General features: G+C 69.9%; 9 protein-coding genes. 4 read left to right on the forward strand and 5 right to left on the reverse strand.

From position 1 onward, the window contains the following. Window positions 1-45 precede the first annotated feature (45 nt). Window positions 46-2,100 (reverse strand): maltotransferase domain-containing protein, encoded by a 2,055-nt coding sequence (locus ACLIME_RS03590; RefSeq protein ID WP_411558212.1) that lies wholly within the window; start codon window positions 2,098-2,100, stop codon window positions 46-48. A 172-nt stretch (window positions 2,101-2,272) separates the two neighbouring features. On the opposite strand from ACLIME_RS03590, the gene glgP reads away from it, so the two are divergent. After that, entirely contained in the window at window positions 2,273-4,846 is a 2,574-nt protein-coding gene (glgP, locus tag ACLIME_RS03595) for an alpha-glucan family phosphorylase (RefSeq protein ID WP_411558213.1), read from the forward strand. A 57-nt stretch (window positions 4,847-4,903) separates the two neighbouring features. On the opposite strand, the gene ybaK is transcribed toward glgP, so the two are convergent. Further along, the gene (gene ybaK / locus ACLIME_RS03600; RefSeq protein WP_411558214.1) at window positions 4,904-5,395 is read right to left on the reverse strand and encodes a Cys-tRNA(Pro) deacylase; all 492 of its coding nucleotides are present in this window, start codon (window positions 5,393-5,395) and stop codon (window positions 4,904-4,906) included. A 2-nt stretch (window positions 5,396-5,397) separates the two neighbouring features. Further along, window positions 5,398-7,440: a glycogen debranching protein GlgX gene (glgX, locus tag ACLIME_RS03605; protein WP_411558215.1), complete on the reverse strand. Its 2,043-nt coding sequence runs from the start codon at window positions 7,438-7,440 to the stop codon at window positions 5,398-5,400. 68 nt (window positions 7,441-7,508) lie between these two features. Here glgX and ACLIME_RS03610 point away from each other — a divergent pair, with 68 nt between their 5' ends. Continuing rightward, window positions 7,509-8,732 carry a cysteine desulfurase family protein gene (locus ACLIME_RS03610; RefSeq protein ID WP_411558216.1) on the forward strand — a complete coding sequence of 408 codons (1,224 nt, stop codon included), beginning with the start codon at window positions 7,509-7,511 and terminating at the stop codon, window positions 8,730-8,732. 60 nt (window positions 8,733-8,792) lie between these two features. Next, window positions 8,793-9,911 carry a tRNA 2-thiouridine(34) synthase MnmA gene (mnmA, locus tag ACLIME_RS03615; protein WP_229938575.1) on the forward strand — a complete coding sequence of 373 codons (1,119 nt, stop codon included), beginning with the start codon at window positions 8,793-8,795 and terminating at the stop codon, window positions 9,909-9,911. Between the two features lie 63 nt (window positions 9,912-9,974). On the opposite strand, the gene ACLIME_RS03620 is transcribed toward mnmA, so the two are convergent. Further along, complete coding sequence (locus ACLIME_RS03620; RefSeq protein ID WP_079705678.1) at window positions 9,975-11,453, reverse strand: sugar porter family MFS transporter; 1,479 nt, start codon at window positions 11,451-11,453, stop codon at window positions 9,975-9,977. A gap of 151 nt (window positions 11,454-11,604) precedes the next feature. Between ACLIME_RS03620 and ligA the strand changes: the two genes are divergently transcribed. Then, window positions 11,605-13,932 carry an NAD-dependent DNA ligase LigA gene (gene ligA, locus ACLIME_RS03625; protein ID WP_411558217.1) on the forward strand — a complete coding sequence of 776 codons (2,328 nt, stop codon included), beginning with the start codon at window positions 11,605-11,607 and terminating at the stop codon, window positions 13,930-13,932. A 2-nt stretch (window positions 13,933-13,934) separates the two neighbouring features. On the opposite strand, the gene ACLIME_RS03630 is transcribed toward ligA, so the two are convergent. Next, complete coding sequence (locus tag ACLIME_RS03630; protein ID WP_411558218.1) at window positions 13,935-15,656, reverse strand: long-chain-fatty-acid--CoA ligase; 1,722 nt, start codon at window positions 15,654-15,656, stop codon at window positions 13,935-13,937. Between the last annotated feature and the right edge of the window lie 18 nt (window positions 15,657-15,674).

The following is a 15,674-nucleotide window of genomic DNA, read 5'->3' on the forward strand; positions in this document are numbered from 1 at the left end:
AGCGCTTCGGTGCAGCGGCTCCGTCTGGGGTCACAGGGCTGGTCGTCATGGTCGGATCCTCACGCTCAGGATGTGCACGGGCTCGGTGAAGGCGTCGAGGCGCACGAAGTTGCTGTCGGACCAGATCCACTCGGCCCCCGTGACGAGGTCCGTGACGTCGAAGCTGCCGCCCGGGACGCCACCGAACACGGTCTGGTCGAGGTGCACCATGGTCTGTCGGACCGAGTGCGGATCGAGGTTGGCGACGACGAGCAGGGTGTCGTGCTCACCGGTGCCGGTGAACCGCTGGTCGAGATGCTTGCTGAAGACGAGGATCTGGTCGTCGTCGCTCCAGTGGAAGCTGATGTTGCGCAACTGCCGGAGGGCGGGATGCGCACGCCGGATCTGGTTGAGCAGGGTGAGGTACGGCGACAGCGAGGTGCCGGCGGCTTCCGCAGCGGCCCAGTCCCGCGGACGGTACTCGAACTTCTCGCTGTCGATGTTCTCCTCGGCACCGGGACGGGCGACGTTCTCGATGAGCTCGTACCCGGCGTAGACCCCCCACGTCGGAGCGGCGGTCGCGGCGATCGCCGCACGCACCTTGTACGCCGCCCGGCCACCGAACTGGAGGTACTCGGTGAGGATGTCCGGCGTGTTGACGAACAGGTTGGGCCGGAGGAAGTCGGCGGTCTCGGTCGCTGCCGCGCCGAGGAACTCCTCGAGCTCCTCCTTCGTGTTGCGCCACGTGAAGTAGGTGTAGCTCTGCTGGAACCCGACCTTCGCCAGACCCTGCAGCAGGGCCGGACGGGTGAAGGCCTCCGCGAGGAACACGACGTCGGGGTCCGTCCGGTTGACGGTCGCAAGCAACCATTCCCAGAAGTCGAGCGGCTTGGTGTGGGGGTTGTCGACGCGGAAGATGCGGACACCGAGCGAGATCCAGTGCCGGACGATGCGCAGCACCTCGGCCCGGATGCCCTCGGGGTCGTTGTCGAAGTTGACCGGGTAGATGTCCTGGTACTTCTTCGGCGGGTTCTCGGCGTACGCGATCGTGCCGTCGGGGAGGGTCGTGAACCACTCGGGGTGCTCGGTCACCCAGGGGTGGTCCGGCGACGCTTGCAGCGCGAGATCGAGGGCGACCTCCAGGCCGACCTTCTTCGCCTGGCGGACGAAGGCGACGAAGTCCTTCTCCGTGCCGAGGTCGGGATGGATCGCGTCATGACCGCCCGCGGAACCACCGATCGCCCAGGGGGAACCCGGGTCGTGCTCGCCGGGCGTGAGGGTGTTGTTCGGCCCCTTGCGGAACGTCACGCCGATGGGGTGGATGGGCGGCAGGTAGAGGACGTCGAACCCCATCGCGGCGACGGCCGGCAACCGACCGGCTGCGCTGCGGAAGGTGCCCGACGTCCAGGAGCCGTCCGGGTTCCGCTCGGCACCCTCCGACCGCGGGAAGAACTCGTACCAGGAACCGACGCCGGCCCGGGTTCGCTCGACGCGGACCACGCGCTCGTCGCTCGTGCTCGCGAGACCGGCGAACGGTCGGCGGTCGGCGATGGCCAGGAGTTCGGGGTCGTCGAGCACCGCGAACCGGGCTGCCGGCTCGGCGTCGGTGTCGCGGAGGAGCTTGGCGGCGGCGGTGAGGAAGCGGCGGTCCTTCGCCGGGCGGAGCTTGTCCGTCGCGGCGCGCTCGAGGAGTTCCGCGCCGATGAGGTACATGAGCTCGACGTCGACGCCGGCCTCGATCTTGACCCGGGCGTTGTGCTCCCAGGTCGAGAACTCGTCGGCGAAGGCGCGGACCTGGTACCGCCAGGTGCCCTCGGTCGCGAGTTGGACCTCGACCTCGAAGCGGTCCGTGCCCGGGGCGCCCGGAGCCATCCGATGCGCGACCGTCTTCCCGCGCGGATCGGTGAGCAGAAGCTCGACGCCGATGAGGTCGTGTCCCTCGCGGAACGCGGTCGCGCCGAACGGCACCACCTCGTCCGAGAACGCCTTGGCCGGCCAACGGCCACCTTCGACCGAGGGCGTCGGATCCAGGATCGGGATGCGCCCGATGCTCGGGGACAGCGTGAGCGACACCGGTACGGCGTCGTCGACGGTGGAGGACTGCGGTACTGACTTCGGCATAGTGCGTTCCATCTCCTTCGGTGCCACTGGTCCGACCGTACCGCGAAACGACCACCGATGAAGGGGCGCGCGGGGTGTCGCGCGTCATGCTAGGGCCTTGGGCGCTGCCGTGTCCCAGGTGGCCGCCCGATGAGCGTTCGGGTGCGTTCCGCGGTTGCCATAGAGTGAGCGCGTGAAGGCTATCCGCAGGTTTACCGTCCGCGCGCTCATCCCCGATTCCCTGACCTCGCTCACCGCCCTCGCTGCGAACCTGCGGTGGTCGTGGCACGAGCCGACGCAGCGCCTGTTCGACGAGATCGCACCGGACGTCTGGCGCGAGTCCGACCACGATCCGATCAGCGGCCTCGGACTCGTGACACCGGAGCGACTGGCGGAACTCGCCGCCGATGCGGACTTCGTCGGCCGGGCCGACGCCTTGCACGCCGACCTCCGCCGGTACCTGGAGGAGCCGCGGTGGTACCAGGGCCTCCCGGACCCGAAACCGCAGACGATCGCCTACTTCTCGCCCGAATTCGGTATCGCCGCGGCCCTGCCGCAGTATTCGGGCGGACTCGGCATCCTCGCCGGCGACCACCTGAAGAGCGCCTCCGACCTGGGTGTGCCGCTCGTCGGCGTGGGTCTCCTGTACCGCTCCGGATACTTCGCGCAGTCGATCACGAACGACGGCTGGCAGCAGGAGTCCTATCCCGTGCAGGACCCCGACGGACTCCCGGTCACCGTGCTCCGGGAACCGGACGGGACACCGGTCACCGTCACCCTGGCGCTCCCCGACGACCGGAGCCTGTCGGCACGGGTCTGGATCGCCGAGGTCGGTCGGGTGCCACTGCTGCTGCTCGACACGGACATTCCGGAGAACGTCGCCGACCTGCGCGGCGTGACGGACCGGTTGTACGGCGGGGGTGGCGAGCATCGACTCCTGCAGGAACTCCTCCTCGGCATCGGCGGCGTCCGAGCGATCAAGCAGTGGAGCGAGCTCACGGACCACGCGCTGCCGCAGGTCTACCACTCCAACGAAGGCCACGCCGGTTTCCTGGGGCTCGAGCGGATCAGCGACCTCGTCGGGAACGGACTCTCCTTCGACGAGGCGCTGCAGCTCGTGCGCGGCGGGACCGTCTTCACGACGCACACCCCCGTTCCAGCCGGGATCGACCGGTTCGACCGCGAGGTGATCACGCGCTACTTCAGCGGTGACCTGCTCCCGGGCGTCGCCGCACCGGACGTCCTCGCACTCGGCGACGAGACGGCGAACGGCGGCTCGGCCGACGTGTTCAACCTGGCGATCATGGGCCTGCGTCTGGCGCAGCGCGCGAACGGCGTCAGTCGGTTGCACGGCGAGGTGAGCCGGGCGATGTTCCGAGGGCTCTGGCCCGGCTTCGACGTCTCGGACGTGCCGATCACGTCGATCACGAACGGTGTCCACGCCCCGAGCTGGACGGATCCGTCGCTCGTCGACCTCGCCGTGGACCGGTGGGGGACGACCGACACGAGTCGGGCGGACTGGTCCGATCCCTCGCTCTCGGACGCCGAGCTCTGGTCGCGCAAGCACGGTACGCGGGAGCGCCTCGTCGCCGACGTGCGGCGCCGGATCGCCGATGGGTATCGGACCCAGAACCCGCAAGCGGTGCTCCCGTCCTGGATCGACGAACTGCTCGACCCCGAGGTGTTGACGATCGGGTTCGCCCGGCGTGTGCCGAGCTACAAGCGGCTCACCCTCATGCTGCGCGATCCCGACCGACTGCGCGCGATCCTGCTCCACCCCGAACGGCCCGTCCAGATCGTCGTCGCGGGCAAGGCACACCCGGCGGACGACGACGGCAAGCGGCTCATCCAGCGCCTCGTGCAGTTCGCCCAGGATCCCGAGCTCCGATCGCGCATCGTCTTCCTGCCGGACTACGGCATCGGGATGGCCAAGACGCTCTACCCCGGCTGTGACGTGTGGTTGAACAACCCGTTGCGTCCGCTCGAGGCCTGCGGGACGTCCGGCATGAAGGCCGCGCTCAACGGAGCACTGAACCTGTCGATCCTCGACGGATGGTGGAACGAGTACGCGGACGGCGAGAACGGTTGGGTCATCCCGTCGGCGGACGGGGCGGCGGATGACCAGGAACGCGACGCCCTCGAGGCCACGGCGCTGTACGAGATCCTCGAGCACCAGCTGGTACCGCGGTTCTACGAGCGCGAGGACGACGGGCTGCCGCAGCGCTGGATGCAGATGGTGCGACACACGATCTCGACGCTGTCCGAACCGCTCAGCGCCGACCGCATGGTCCGCGAGTACACGGAGCGCATGTACCTCCCGGCGGCGGCGATGGAGCGCGAGCTGAACGCGTCCGATCAGCAGCGGGCGCGCGAGCTGGCGGCCTACAAGCGGCGGGTGCGCGAGGCCTGGCCACAGCTGGCGGTCGCCCATGTCGAGAGCGGCGGTGTCGACGCGGTCCCGCAGGTCGGTGACGTCCTGCGGCTGCGCGCCTACGTCCAGCTGGGATCGCTGTCACCCGAGGACGTGACCGTCGAGGTGGTCTGCGGGGTACCCGGTGCCGGAGGTGAACTGCTCGACATCCGGACGCAGCCGCTCGAGCAGCAGCAGTCCCCGTCGACGAGTCGGCCGGAGCACACACTCGAGTACGCCGGGACGCTTCCCCTCGATCGGGCCGGCGGGTTCGGGTACACGGTGCGCATCGTGCCGAGACACGAGCTGCTCCTCACCCCCGCGGAACTCGGGCTCGTCGCCGTGGCGGACCAGTAGGGCGATCTCCTCCGACGCACCGGTGCGACCCTCGGACCGGTGCGTCGAGGGATCCGACTATCTGGCGATCTGCGCGACGACGGCGGAGACGGCCGATCCGAGGTCGGACGGGGCGAGTTCGAGGTCGAACCCGCGCCGACCACCCGAGACCAACACCGTCTCGTGCTCGAAGGCGCTCTCGTCGAGCACCGTCGGGAGCGTGGTGCGCTGCCCGATCGGGCTGATGCCGCCGACCACGTAGCCCGTCTTCCGCTCGGCGACGGCAGGGTCCGCCATCGTCGCCCGCTTCCCGTCGAGGGCCGCCGCGAGCGCCTTGAGGTCGAGTTGGTCGGCGACCGGGACGATCGCGACGACGAGCGACCCGTCCACCTCCGCCAGCAGGGTCTTGAACACCCTGGGCGGGTCGACGCCGAGCGCCGTGGCGGCTTCGAGACCGAAGGCCGTCACCGACGGGTCGTGTCGGTAGGCGCGCGGGGTGAAGGGGATGCCCAACGAGGTCAACGTCACCGTCGCCGGCGTGCCTCCGCCCTCGACCCTGCGCTTCGCCATCGTCAGACGGCTCGGAAGAGTTGCATCGACGTGGCGGAGACCGGGACCGTCTGGCCGGGGACGTACTGCTCCTCCTCGGACATCGGTGCGTCGTCCGCGGAGTTCCAGATGCGCACGAACGCGGTCACGCCCTCGTGCTCGGGCAGGGTGACCTCGACCGGCTGCTCGACACCGTGCACGATGAGCAGCACGCGGTCGAGCTCCTCGGACTCCGGCGTGCTCGTCGAGAAGAACTGCAGTGTCCGGTTCCGCGGACTCGTCCAGTCCTCGGTGCTCATGGTCGCGCCCGAAGCGTCGAACCAGTCCATGACGCTCGCGCCGGGCACCGTCGTCCCGGCGGCGGCGAAGTGCTCCGGTCGGAGGGCGGGGTGTTCGCGCCGGAGTTCGAGGAGCCGGCGGCTGTGCGCGAGCAACTGGTCCTGCCAGGGCTCCCTCGTCCATCCGACCCACGTCAGCTCGGAGTCGTGACAGTAGGCGTTGTTGTTGCCGCGCTGACTCCGCCCGAACTCATCGCCCGCCGTGAGCATCGGGACACCCGCCGACAGCAGGAGCGTGCCGAGCAGGTTCCGCATCGCCTTGCGACGAGCGGCGAGGATCGCGGGGTCGTCCGTCGGGCCCTCGGCACCGTGGTTGAAGGAACGGTTGTTGTCCGTGCCGTCGCGGTTGGACTCGCCGTTCCCGACGTTGTGCTTGACGTCGTACGAGACGAGGTCGGCCAGGGTGAACCCGTCGTGGGCCGTGATGAAGTTGACGGAGGCCAACGGACCGCGCTCAGCGGAGAAGGTGTTGCTCGATCCGGCCAGACGGGTCGCGAACCCACCGATCCCGACCGGGGCGTCCGCCCGTCTCGCGTAGTCGATGTCGGAGAGCCAGAAGTTGCGGACGCGATCCCGGTACCGGTCGTTCCACTCGTGCCAACCGGCGGGGAAGTTCCCCGTCTGCCAGCCGCCCATCCCGACGTCCCAGGGCTCGGCGATCATCTTCGCGTCGACGAGCGACGGGTCGTGGACGATCGCCTCGAGCAGGGGGTGGTCGGGCGTGAACTCGACCGCCTCGTTCCGACCGAGCGTCGCAGCGAGGTCGAACCGGAAGCCGTCGATCTGCACCTCGTCAGCCCAGTACCGCAACGAGTCGAGCACGAGCTGTTGGGGGACCGGGTGGCCGAAGTCCACGGTGTTGCCGCAGCCCGTCACGTCGATGTAGGCGCCGGTGGCGTCCTGACGGTAGTAGGTCGCGTTGTCGATGCCGCGGAAGCTCGTGCGGGGGCCGCCGGGCCCCTCTTCGGCGGTGTGGTTGTAGACGACGTCGAGGATGACTTCGAGGCCGGCCTCGTGCAGCAGCTTCACCATGCCCTTGAACTCGCGGAGGACTTCGTCCGCGCCACCCGCCTGAGCCGTCTTCGTCGCGTAGGAGGCCTGTGGACTGAAGAAGTTCAGGGTGTTGTAGCCCCAGTAGTTGACGAGGCCCTGCTTGATGAGACGCTGCTCGGAGGTGAACGCGTGCACCGGCAGCAGTTCGACGCTCGTCACCCCGAGATCGTGCAGATGCGCGATCATCGCGGGGTGGGCGAGGCCCGCGTACGTGCCCCGCAGCTCCTCCGGCACGTCGGGGTGCAGCTTGCTCAGCCCCTTGACGTGCGCCTCGTACACGACGGTCCGGTCGAGCGGGACACGGGGTTTCTGCACACCGCCCCAGTCGAACGCGTCGTCGACGACGACGGAACGCCACTGCTCGGCCGACACGCGGGCGAGCCCGCGGGCGTAGGGGTCGAGCAGCAGCAGGCTCGGGTCGAAGGCGTTGTTCGGCGAGGACGGCCCGGAGGCGCGGACCGCATAGCGTCGGCCGAGCACCAGCTCCTCGGAACTCCCACTCCAGACCCCGTCGTCGTCGCGGGTCATCTCGACCGAGTGGGTGATCCAGTTCAGATCCTTGTCGTCGAAGATCACGAGTTCGAGGGCATCCGCATGCTCGGACCACACACGGAGCTCACCACCGGACGGGCCGAGGCGGACGCCGAGATCGTGGAAGGGGTCACCAGCGTTCATGGGTTCTACAGTAGTGAGTGCGGGAGTGCGCGAAGATCCGCGGACACCGCGGCGAGGGGAGGAGCGGCATGGTGGTGTACCTGGACCACGCCGCGACGACCCCGGTGCGATCCGAGGTGATCGAGGCCTACGCGTCCGCGATGGCGACCGTCGGCAACCCGGCCTCCATCCACGGCCCCGGGCAGCAGGCCCGCCGTCTCCTCGAAGAGGCGCGTGAGCGGGTCGCTGCGACCCTCGGGTGCGACCCCATCGAACTCGTCTTCACCTCCGGCGGCACGGAGTCCATCAACCTCGCCCTGAAGGGTCTCTACTGGCACCGACAGCAGGATCGACGCCGTGCCGCCGTGCTCGCACCCGCGGGGGAGCACCACGCCACGCTCGACACCGTCGAATGGCTCGAGCGCCACGAGGGCGCATCCCCGCTCTGGATCCCGCTCGACGACCTTGGCCGGGTCTCACTCGACACGGCGGCCGAGCGCTTCGCCGACCACGGCCCCGACATCGCCGTGGCGACGGCGCTCTGGGCGAACAACGAGGTCGGCACCATCCAGCCCGTCGTCCGGCTGGCGGCGCTCGCCGCAGCGGCCGAGGTGCCGTTCCACCTGGACGCGGTCTCGGCCTACGGACACCTCCCCATCGACCTCGCCGACCTTCGCGCCGCATCCGGATCGGTCGGTGCCAGTGGTCTCGTCGCGCTCAGCGTCTCCGCGCACAAGATCGGTGGTCCCGTGGGGATCGGAGCCCTGGTCGTGAGCCGCGCAGCCGTGGTGGAGCCGTTGCAGCACGGTGGCGGACAGCAGCGCGGACTCCGCTCCGGCACGCAGGACGTCGCGGCAGCCGTCGGGTTCGCCGTCGCCGCGGAGCTCATGGCGCTCGAGCGGACCGCGGAGCAGGAGCGTCTCGGCACCTTGCGCGACCGACTCGTGGCCGGCGTGCGGGCGACCGTTCCGGAGGCCGAGCTGACGGGCGATCCCAGCGAGCGACTCGCGTCGAACGCGAACTTCGTGTTCCCCGGCGCACAGGGAGACTCGATGCTCTTCCTCCTCGACCTCGCAGGGGTGGCGGTCTCGACGGGTTCAGCCTGCCAGGCCGGCGTCCCGGAACCGTCGCATGTCCTGCTCGCGATGGGACGCCCGGAGACGGAGGCCCGATCGGTCCTCCGGATCACGCTGGGTCGGACGACGACCGAGACGGACGTGGACGACTTCCTCCAGGCCCTGCCGCGCGCGTACGCACAGGCGAGTCGGGCCGGTTCCGCCGACCGCGACACGGCGCTGGGCGCTCGTCCCTGAGCAGCCGCGCCGTCACCGCTTGCGGGTGGCCGTCCAGCGGCTGGCGCGTAGACTTGCCCGGTGAAAGTTCTGGCAGCGATGAGTGGCGGAGTCGACTCCGCCGTGGCAGCGGCGCGCGCCGTCGACGCAGGCCATGAGGTGGTCGGCGTCCACCTGGCGCTCAGCCGGATGCCGGGCACGCTCCGGACCGGCAGTCGCGGGTGCTGCACCATCGAGGACTCGATGGACGCCCAGCGTGCGGCGAACCTGATCGGCATCCCGTACTACGTGTGGGACTTCTCGGAGCGCTTCAAGCTCGACGTGGTGGACGACTTCATCGCCGAGTACCGCGCCGGCCGGACCCCGAACCCGTGCATGCGTTGCAACGAGAAGATCAAGTTCGCGGCGTTGCTCGAGAAGGCGCTCGACCTCGGGTTCGACGCGGTCGTGACCGGTCACTACGCCACGATCGTCACGAGCCCCGAGGGCGATCGTGAGCTGCACCGCGCGAGTGCCTGGGCCAAGGACCAGTCGTACGTCCTGGGCGTGCTCACCGCCGAACAGCTCGCGCACTCGATGTTCCCGCTCGGCGCGACACCGTCGAAGGCCGAGGTCCGAGCCGAGGCCGCGGAGCGCGGCTTCACGGTGGCGAACAAGCCCGACAGCCACGACATCTGCTTCATCCCCGACGGCGATACGAAGGGCTGGCTGGGGGAGCGGGTCGGCACCGAGACCGGCCAGGTCCTCGACCGCGACGGAGCCGTCGTCGGTTCGCACGAGGGCGCCCACGCCTTCACCGTCGGCCAGCGCAAGGGCCTGCACCTCGGCGTGCCCGCGCCGGATGGACGTCCGCGCTTCGTCCTCGAGGTGCGCCCGAAGGACAACACGGTCGTCGTCGGGCCGAAGGAGGCGCTCGCCATCGGCGAGATCGCCGGTTCGCGCTTCACCTGGGCTGGGAGGGCTCCGGAGGTCGGTGTCGCACCGATCCCGTGCGACGTCCAGATCCGTGCGCATGCCGACCCGGTTCCCGCCGCACTGACGCTCGTCGACGGCGAGCTCGTCGTCCACCCGGAGACGCCGCTCGACGGCGTCGCTCCCGGACAGACCGCCGTGCTGTACAGCGGGACGCGCGTCCTCGGCCAGTTCACGATCGACCGCACCGTCAGTGCGGTGCCCGTCGGAGCCGCCGCCTCCGCCTGAGGATGCCGCAAAGACGGAACGCCCGACGAGCCAGCAGGCTCGTCGGGCGTTCCGCGTCGGTCGTCAGGATCGGGTCTGTGCGCCCGCCTTGGACTTCTTGGGCTTCTTGACGAAGAGGGTCTCCGCCTCCTCGAGCGTCAGGCCGTTCGTCTCGGGGATCTTCGCGAGGACGAAGACGAACGAGAGGAGCGCGAACAGCGCGTACATGCCGTAGGTCACCGGCAGGGAGAACGCGGCGAGGGCCGGGAAGCTGACCGTGATGAGGAAGTTCGCGATCCACTGCGCCATCGCCGCGACACCGAGTGCCTTCGCGCGCAGGCGGTTCGGGAAGATCTCGCCGAGGAGCACCCAGACGAGCGGTCCCCACGACGCCCCGAATGCGACGACGAACACATTGGCGGCCACCAGGGCGATCGTGCCCCACGGCTGCGGGAGCGACACCTCGCCGGCGCTGTCGGTGACCGACTGCGTGAACGCGATCGCCATCGCGCCGAGCGAGACCGTCATACCGATGGAACCCGCGAGGAGGATCGGCCGTCGACCGATGCGGTCCACGAGCAGGATGGCGACGACGGTGACCGCGACGTTCGTCACCGAGGTGATGACCGAGATGAGGAGCGAGTCGGACTCCTGGAACCCGACGGCCTTCCACAGCGTCGTCGAGTAGTAGAAGATCACGTTGATGCCGACGAACTGCTGGAAGATCGACAGGATGATGCCGATCCAGACGATCGGCAGGAGCCCGAAGCGTCCGCCCCAGAGGGTCGCCTTCTTCTGCTGCTCATCGTCCTTCACCGCCTGCTCGGCGAGCTTGACGGCGCGATCCACCTCCTCCTGCGGCCAGACGGTCGCGAAGATCCGGCGGGCCTCGTCCGACTTGCCCTTGCGGACGAGGAACCGGGGCGACTCCGGGAGCCGCATCGCGAGCACGCCGTAGACCACGGCCGGGAGCGCGCAGGCGATGAACATCCAGCGCCAGGCCTCGACGCCGAACCACAGGGGGTTCGAGGCGCCGCCGGCGGCGCCCGCCAGGACGGAGTCGGACAGGAGCGCGGCGAAGATGCCGAGCGTGATGGCGAGCTGCTGCAGCGAGGCGAGACGGCCGCGGATGGCGCTCGGCGCGATCTCGGCGATGTACGCCGGAGCCACGACCGAGGCGATGCCGATACCGAGCCCGCCGACGATGCGCCAGATCACGAGGTCCCAGGGGGAGAAGGCGAAGCCGGCTCCGAAGGAGGAGATGAAGAACAGGCCTGCACCGAGCAGCATCGTGAAGATGCGGCCGCGGCTGTCGGCGATCCGGCCCGCGAGGTAGGCGCCGAGCGCGCAACCGAGCAGCGCTGACGCGACCGCGAAGCCGATGAGCGCCTCACTGAGCGCGAAGTGGTCCTGCATCGCGTCGACCGCGCCGTTCACCACGGAGGAGTCGAACCCGAAGAGGAAGCCACCGACCGCGGCCGAGACGGAGATGCCGATGACGCGCGCGGTCAGCTGCTTGCTGGTAGGAGCCGCCCCCGTTCCCGGACTGCTGGACTGGGACATGGTTCCTCCGATTCCGCGCGCATGGTTCCTGCGGCACTGCGACACCCTACTCCTCGATGAGACCCGCCCCGACCCGGTTGCGCACATCTGGGAGGACGTGCCGGGTGTCAAGCGCCCGCCGGTGTCGGACGCCGCTCGTAGACTGGACGCCGTGGCGAACAGCACCGGACAGACCCTCCAGCAGGCATCGACCGAGGCCGAGGAACTCACCTCGCGCATCCTCGAGCTTCGCGACGCGTACTACGAGCGCGACGAGTCGCTCGCCTCCGACGAGGAGTACGACGCGATGCTCCGTCGGCTCGAGGAGCTCGAGCGTCTCTTCCCCGAGCTGCAGAGCCAGGACAGCCCCACCCAGACCGTCGGCGGGCGCGCCGAGACCACGCTGTTCGCCCCGGTCACCCACCTCGAGCGCATGCTCAGCCTCGACAACGTCTTCTCGATCGAGGAGTTCCTCGCCTGGGCCGCCAAGGTCGAGCGCGACGCCGGAGGGTCCGTCCAGTACCTCTGCGAACTGAAGATCGACGGCCTCGCCATCAACCTCCGGTACGAGCGCGGCCGCCTCGTGAGCGCGGCCACGCGCGGCGACGGCGTCGTCGGCGAGGACGTCACGGAGAACGTGCGGTACATCCGTTCCATCCCCGAACGCCTGACGTCGTCCGACCCCGGGGTCGAGTTCCCGGAGGTCGTCGAAGTCCGGGGCGAGATCTTCTTCCCGGTCGAGGCCTTCCGCGAACTGAACGCCAACCAGGCGGCCGCCGGTGAACGGGTCTTCGCCAACCCGCGCAACGCGGCGAGCGGTTCCCTGCGCCAGAAGGCGGAGAGCAAGAACCCGGCCCAGCTCGCACTCATGCACGACCGGCTCGGCCGCCTGCAGATGCTCGTCCACGGCATCGGCGCGTGGGAACAGCCGCCCGTCGCTCGGCAGTCACAGGTCTACGAGCTGCTGCACAGCTGGGGGCTCCCGACCTCCTCGCACTACCGGGTCCACGACGAGGCGACCGGTGCGGCGGAGTTCATCGAGTACTTCGGCGCCCACCGCGACAGCGTCGAGCACGAGATCGACGGCGTCGTCGTGAAGGTCGACGATCTCGCGCTCCACGGCGAGCTCGGCGCGACGAGTCGTGCTCCGCGATGGGCCATCGCCTACAAGTACCCGCCCGAGCAGGTGAACACGAAGCTCCTCGACATCGTCGTGAGCGTCGGGCGCACCGGTCGCGCCACCCCGTTCGCCGTCATGGAGAAGGTGCTCGTCGCCGGCAGCGAGGTGCGTCAGGCGACCCTGCACAATCAGGACGTCGTGAAGGCGAAGGGGGTGCTCATCGGCGACACCGTCGTCCTCCGGAAGGCCGGCGACGTCATCCCTGAGGTCCTCGGCCCGGTCGTCGAGCTCCGCGACGGTTCGGAGCGGGAGTTCGTCATGCCCGAGCACTGCCCCGAGTGCGGTACCCCCCTCGCCCCCGCGAAGGAGGGCGACATCGACCTGCGCTGCCCGAACGCGCGGAGCTGCCCGGCGCAGGTGCGCGGACGCGTCGAGCACATCGGCTCCCGTGGCGCGCTCGACGTCGAGGCGCTCGGCGAGGTGGCGGCAGCGGCGCTCACCCAGCCGGTGGAGCCTGCGGAACCACCGCTGACGACCGAGGCCGGACTCTTCTCGCTCACGATGGCCGACATCTTCCCGGTCACGGTGATCGTCCGCGACAACGAGACCGGGCTGCCCAAGCTCAACGAGGACGGATCCGAGAAGCGCGTCACGCCCTTCCGCCGCCGACGCGCCAAGAAGGACGGCGTGCACGATCCGGCCGCGGCCGAGTTCGACGGCGACGAGTCCTCGGTGCCGTCCAAGAACGCGATCGAACTCCTCGCCAACCTCGACGGCGCGAAGACCCGCCCGCTCGCACGGTTGCTGGTGGCACTCAACATCCGCCACGTCGGCCCGGTCGCCGCCCGGTCACTCGCGGAGTACTTCGGCTCGCTCGACGCCATCCGTGCGGCCACCCGCGACGAGCTCGCAGAGGTCGACGGCGTGGGCGGGATCATCGCCGACGCCCTCATCGCCTGGTTCGAGGTCGACTGGCATCGCGAGATCGTCGAGGAGTGGACTGCGGCGGGCGTGCAGTGGGCGACACCCGGACACCCGGGGCCGGGCGCGGCGGTCGCGGCCGGTGGTGTGCTGTCCGGTGTCACCGTCGTCGCCACCGGTTCGCTCGACGGCTTCACCCGGGAGGGCGCGCTGGAAGCGATCGTGCAGGCGGGCGGGAAGGCTGCGTCGAGCGTCTCGAAGAAGACCGACTTCGTCGCCGCCGGCCCGGGTGCCGGGTCGAAGCTCGCGAAGGCCGAAGCACTCGGTCTGCGGATCATCGACGCCGAGCAGTTCGCCCTGCTCGTCTCCGAGGGTCCGGCGGCGCTCGGCGAGCCGGAGGCCCCGGCCGCGGATGAGGCCGAGGGTGCGGCGTCCGCCGACGAGGTGCCGACGGACTGACCTCAGTCCTGGTCGGCCTGCAGCAGCTCGTCGCGGACCTGGCGCCGCAGCACCTTGCCGATGAGCGACTTGGGGAGTTCGTCGACGACGACGACCCGCTTCGGCACCTTGTACGGGGTGAGGATCTCCCGCGCCCAGGCTCGGAGGGCATCCGGATCCACGGTGGCACCGGGAGCCGCGACGACGGCCGCGACGACCTGCTCGCCGGAGTGGGGATCGGGGAGCCCGACGACGGCGGCGTCAGCGACCGACGCGTGCCCGCGGAGCACCTGCTCGACCTCGCTCGGCGACACGTTGAACCCGCCGGTGATGATGAGCTCCTTGATCCGGTCGACGACGGTCATGAACCCCTCCTCGTCGATGGACACGATGTCACCGGTGCGGAACCAACCGCCTGGGAGCAGGACGGCGGCGGTCTCCTCGGGCTTGTTGTAGTAGCCGTTGAAGACCTGCGGGCCGCGGACGAGCAACTCGCCCGCCTCGCCGGCCGGCCGGTCGGTCTCCGGGTCGTCGGGATCCACGACGCGCACCTCGGTGCTCGGCAGCGGGAGGCCGATGGTCCCGGGCTTCCGTGCGGTCGAGACCGGGTTCGCGGAGATGACCGGGGAGCACTCGGACAGCCCGTAGCCTTCGACGAGGAAGCCGCCGGACGCGGCTTCGAACGGGACGACGAGGTCGTGCGGCAGCGGCATCGCGCCAGAGATGGCGATCTCGGTGCCCTGCAGTGACACGCCCTGCTCGGTCGCCGCGGTCAGGAGACGGTCGGCGATGGGCGGGACGGCGGGCAGGAAGGTCGGCGGTCGCTTCTTCATGACCTTGAGGACGAGCGCCGGGTCGAACTTCGGGAAGAGGACGAGGCGCGAGCCCATGCTCATGGCGAACGTCAGGCAGAGCGTCAGGCCGTAGGCGTGGAACATCGGGAGCACCGCGTAGACGACGGCCTCCCCACGCTTGACCGTGGGCACCCAGGCGCGGGACTGCGCCGCGTTCGCGAGCAGGTTGCCGTGGGTGAGTGCTGCACCCTTGGGCGAGCCCGTCGTCCCGCTCGTGTACTGGATGAGTGCGAGGGCGTCGGTCGCGGGCTTCGGGTGGCTCGCCGGCAGCGGCCCCGAGGTCAGGAGCTGCTCCCACCGCACGGTGCCCGAGACCGGCGCGGTGAGCTGAGCCCGTGAGGCTCTCGCCTTCGGGATGGGCAGACGGAGAGCAGCGCGCATGTGGAGCGGCATCGCCCGGGTCACGTCGATCGTCACGAGCGAGTGCACCGCCAGGTCGGCCGGGAAGTCCTGCAGGTGCTCGGCGACCTTGTCCCAGACGATCGCGAACGTCGCGCGGTGGTCCTCGAACTGGTGGCGGAGCTCTTGGGGGGTGTAGAGCGGATTGTGCTCGATGACGACGGCGCCCAGCCTGAGGACCGCGTAGAACGCGACGATGTGCTGCGGGCAGTTCGGGAGCATGAGGGCGACGGGGTCTCCCGCCCGGACACCGAGTGCGCGCAGGCCGGCGGCGGCACGGGCGATGAGCGCCTCGAGCTCCGTGTAGGTGGTGGTCGACCCGAAGAACTCCAGCGCGACGGCGTCCGGGTAGCTCGCGGCGGAGGCTTCGACGAGATCGCCGAGGCTGCCGGTCTGCTCGGGGATGTCGTCTGGCACGTCGGCGGCGTAGCTCGCAAGCCAGGGACGCTCGTGCGGGGGACGGGGACGGCTGCTCGAGTCGTTCTGGGTCACCGTCCCACTGTAGGGGCG

This window comes from Plantibacter sp. MPB07, from assembly GCF_046619465.1.
In the GTDB taxonomy this organism is placed as follows: domain Bacteria; phylum Actinomycetota; class Actinomycetes; order Actinomycetales; family Microbacteriaceae; genus Plantibacter; species Plantibacter auratus.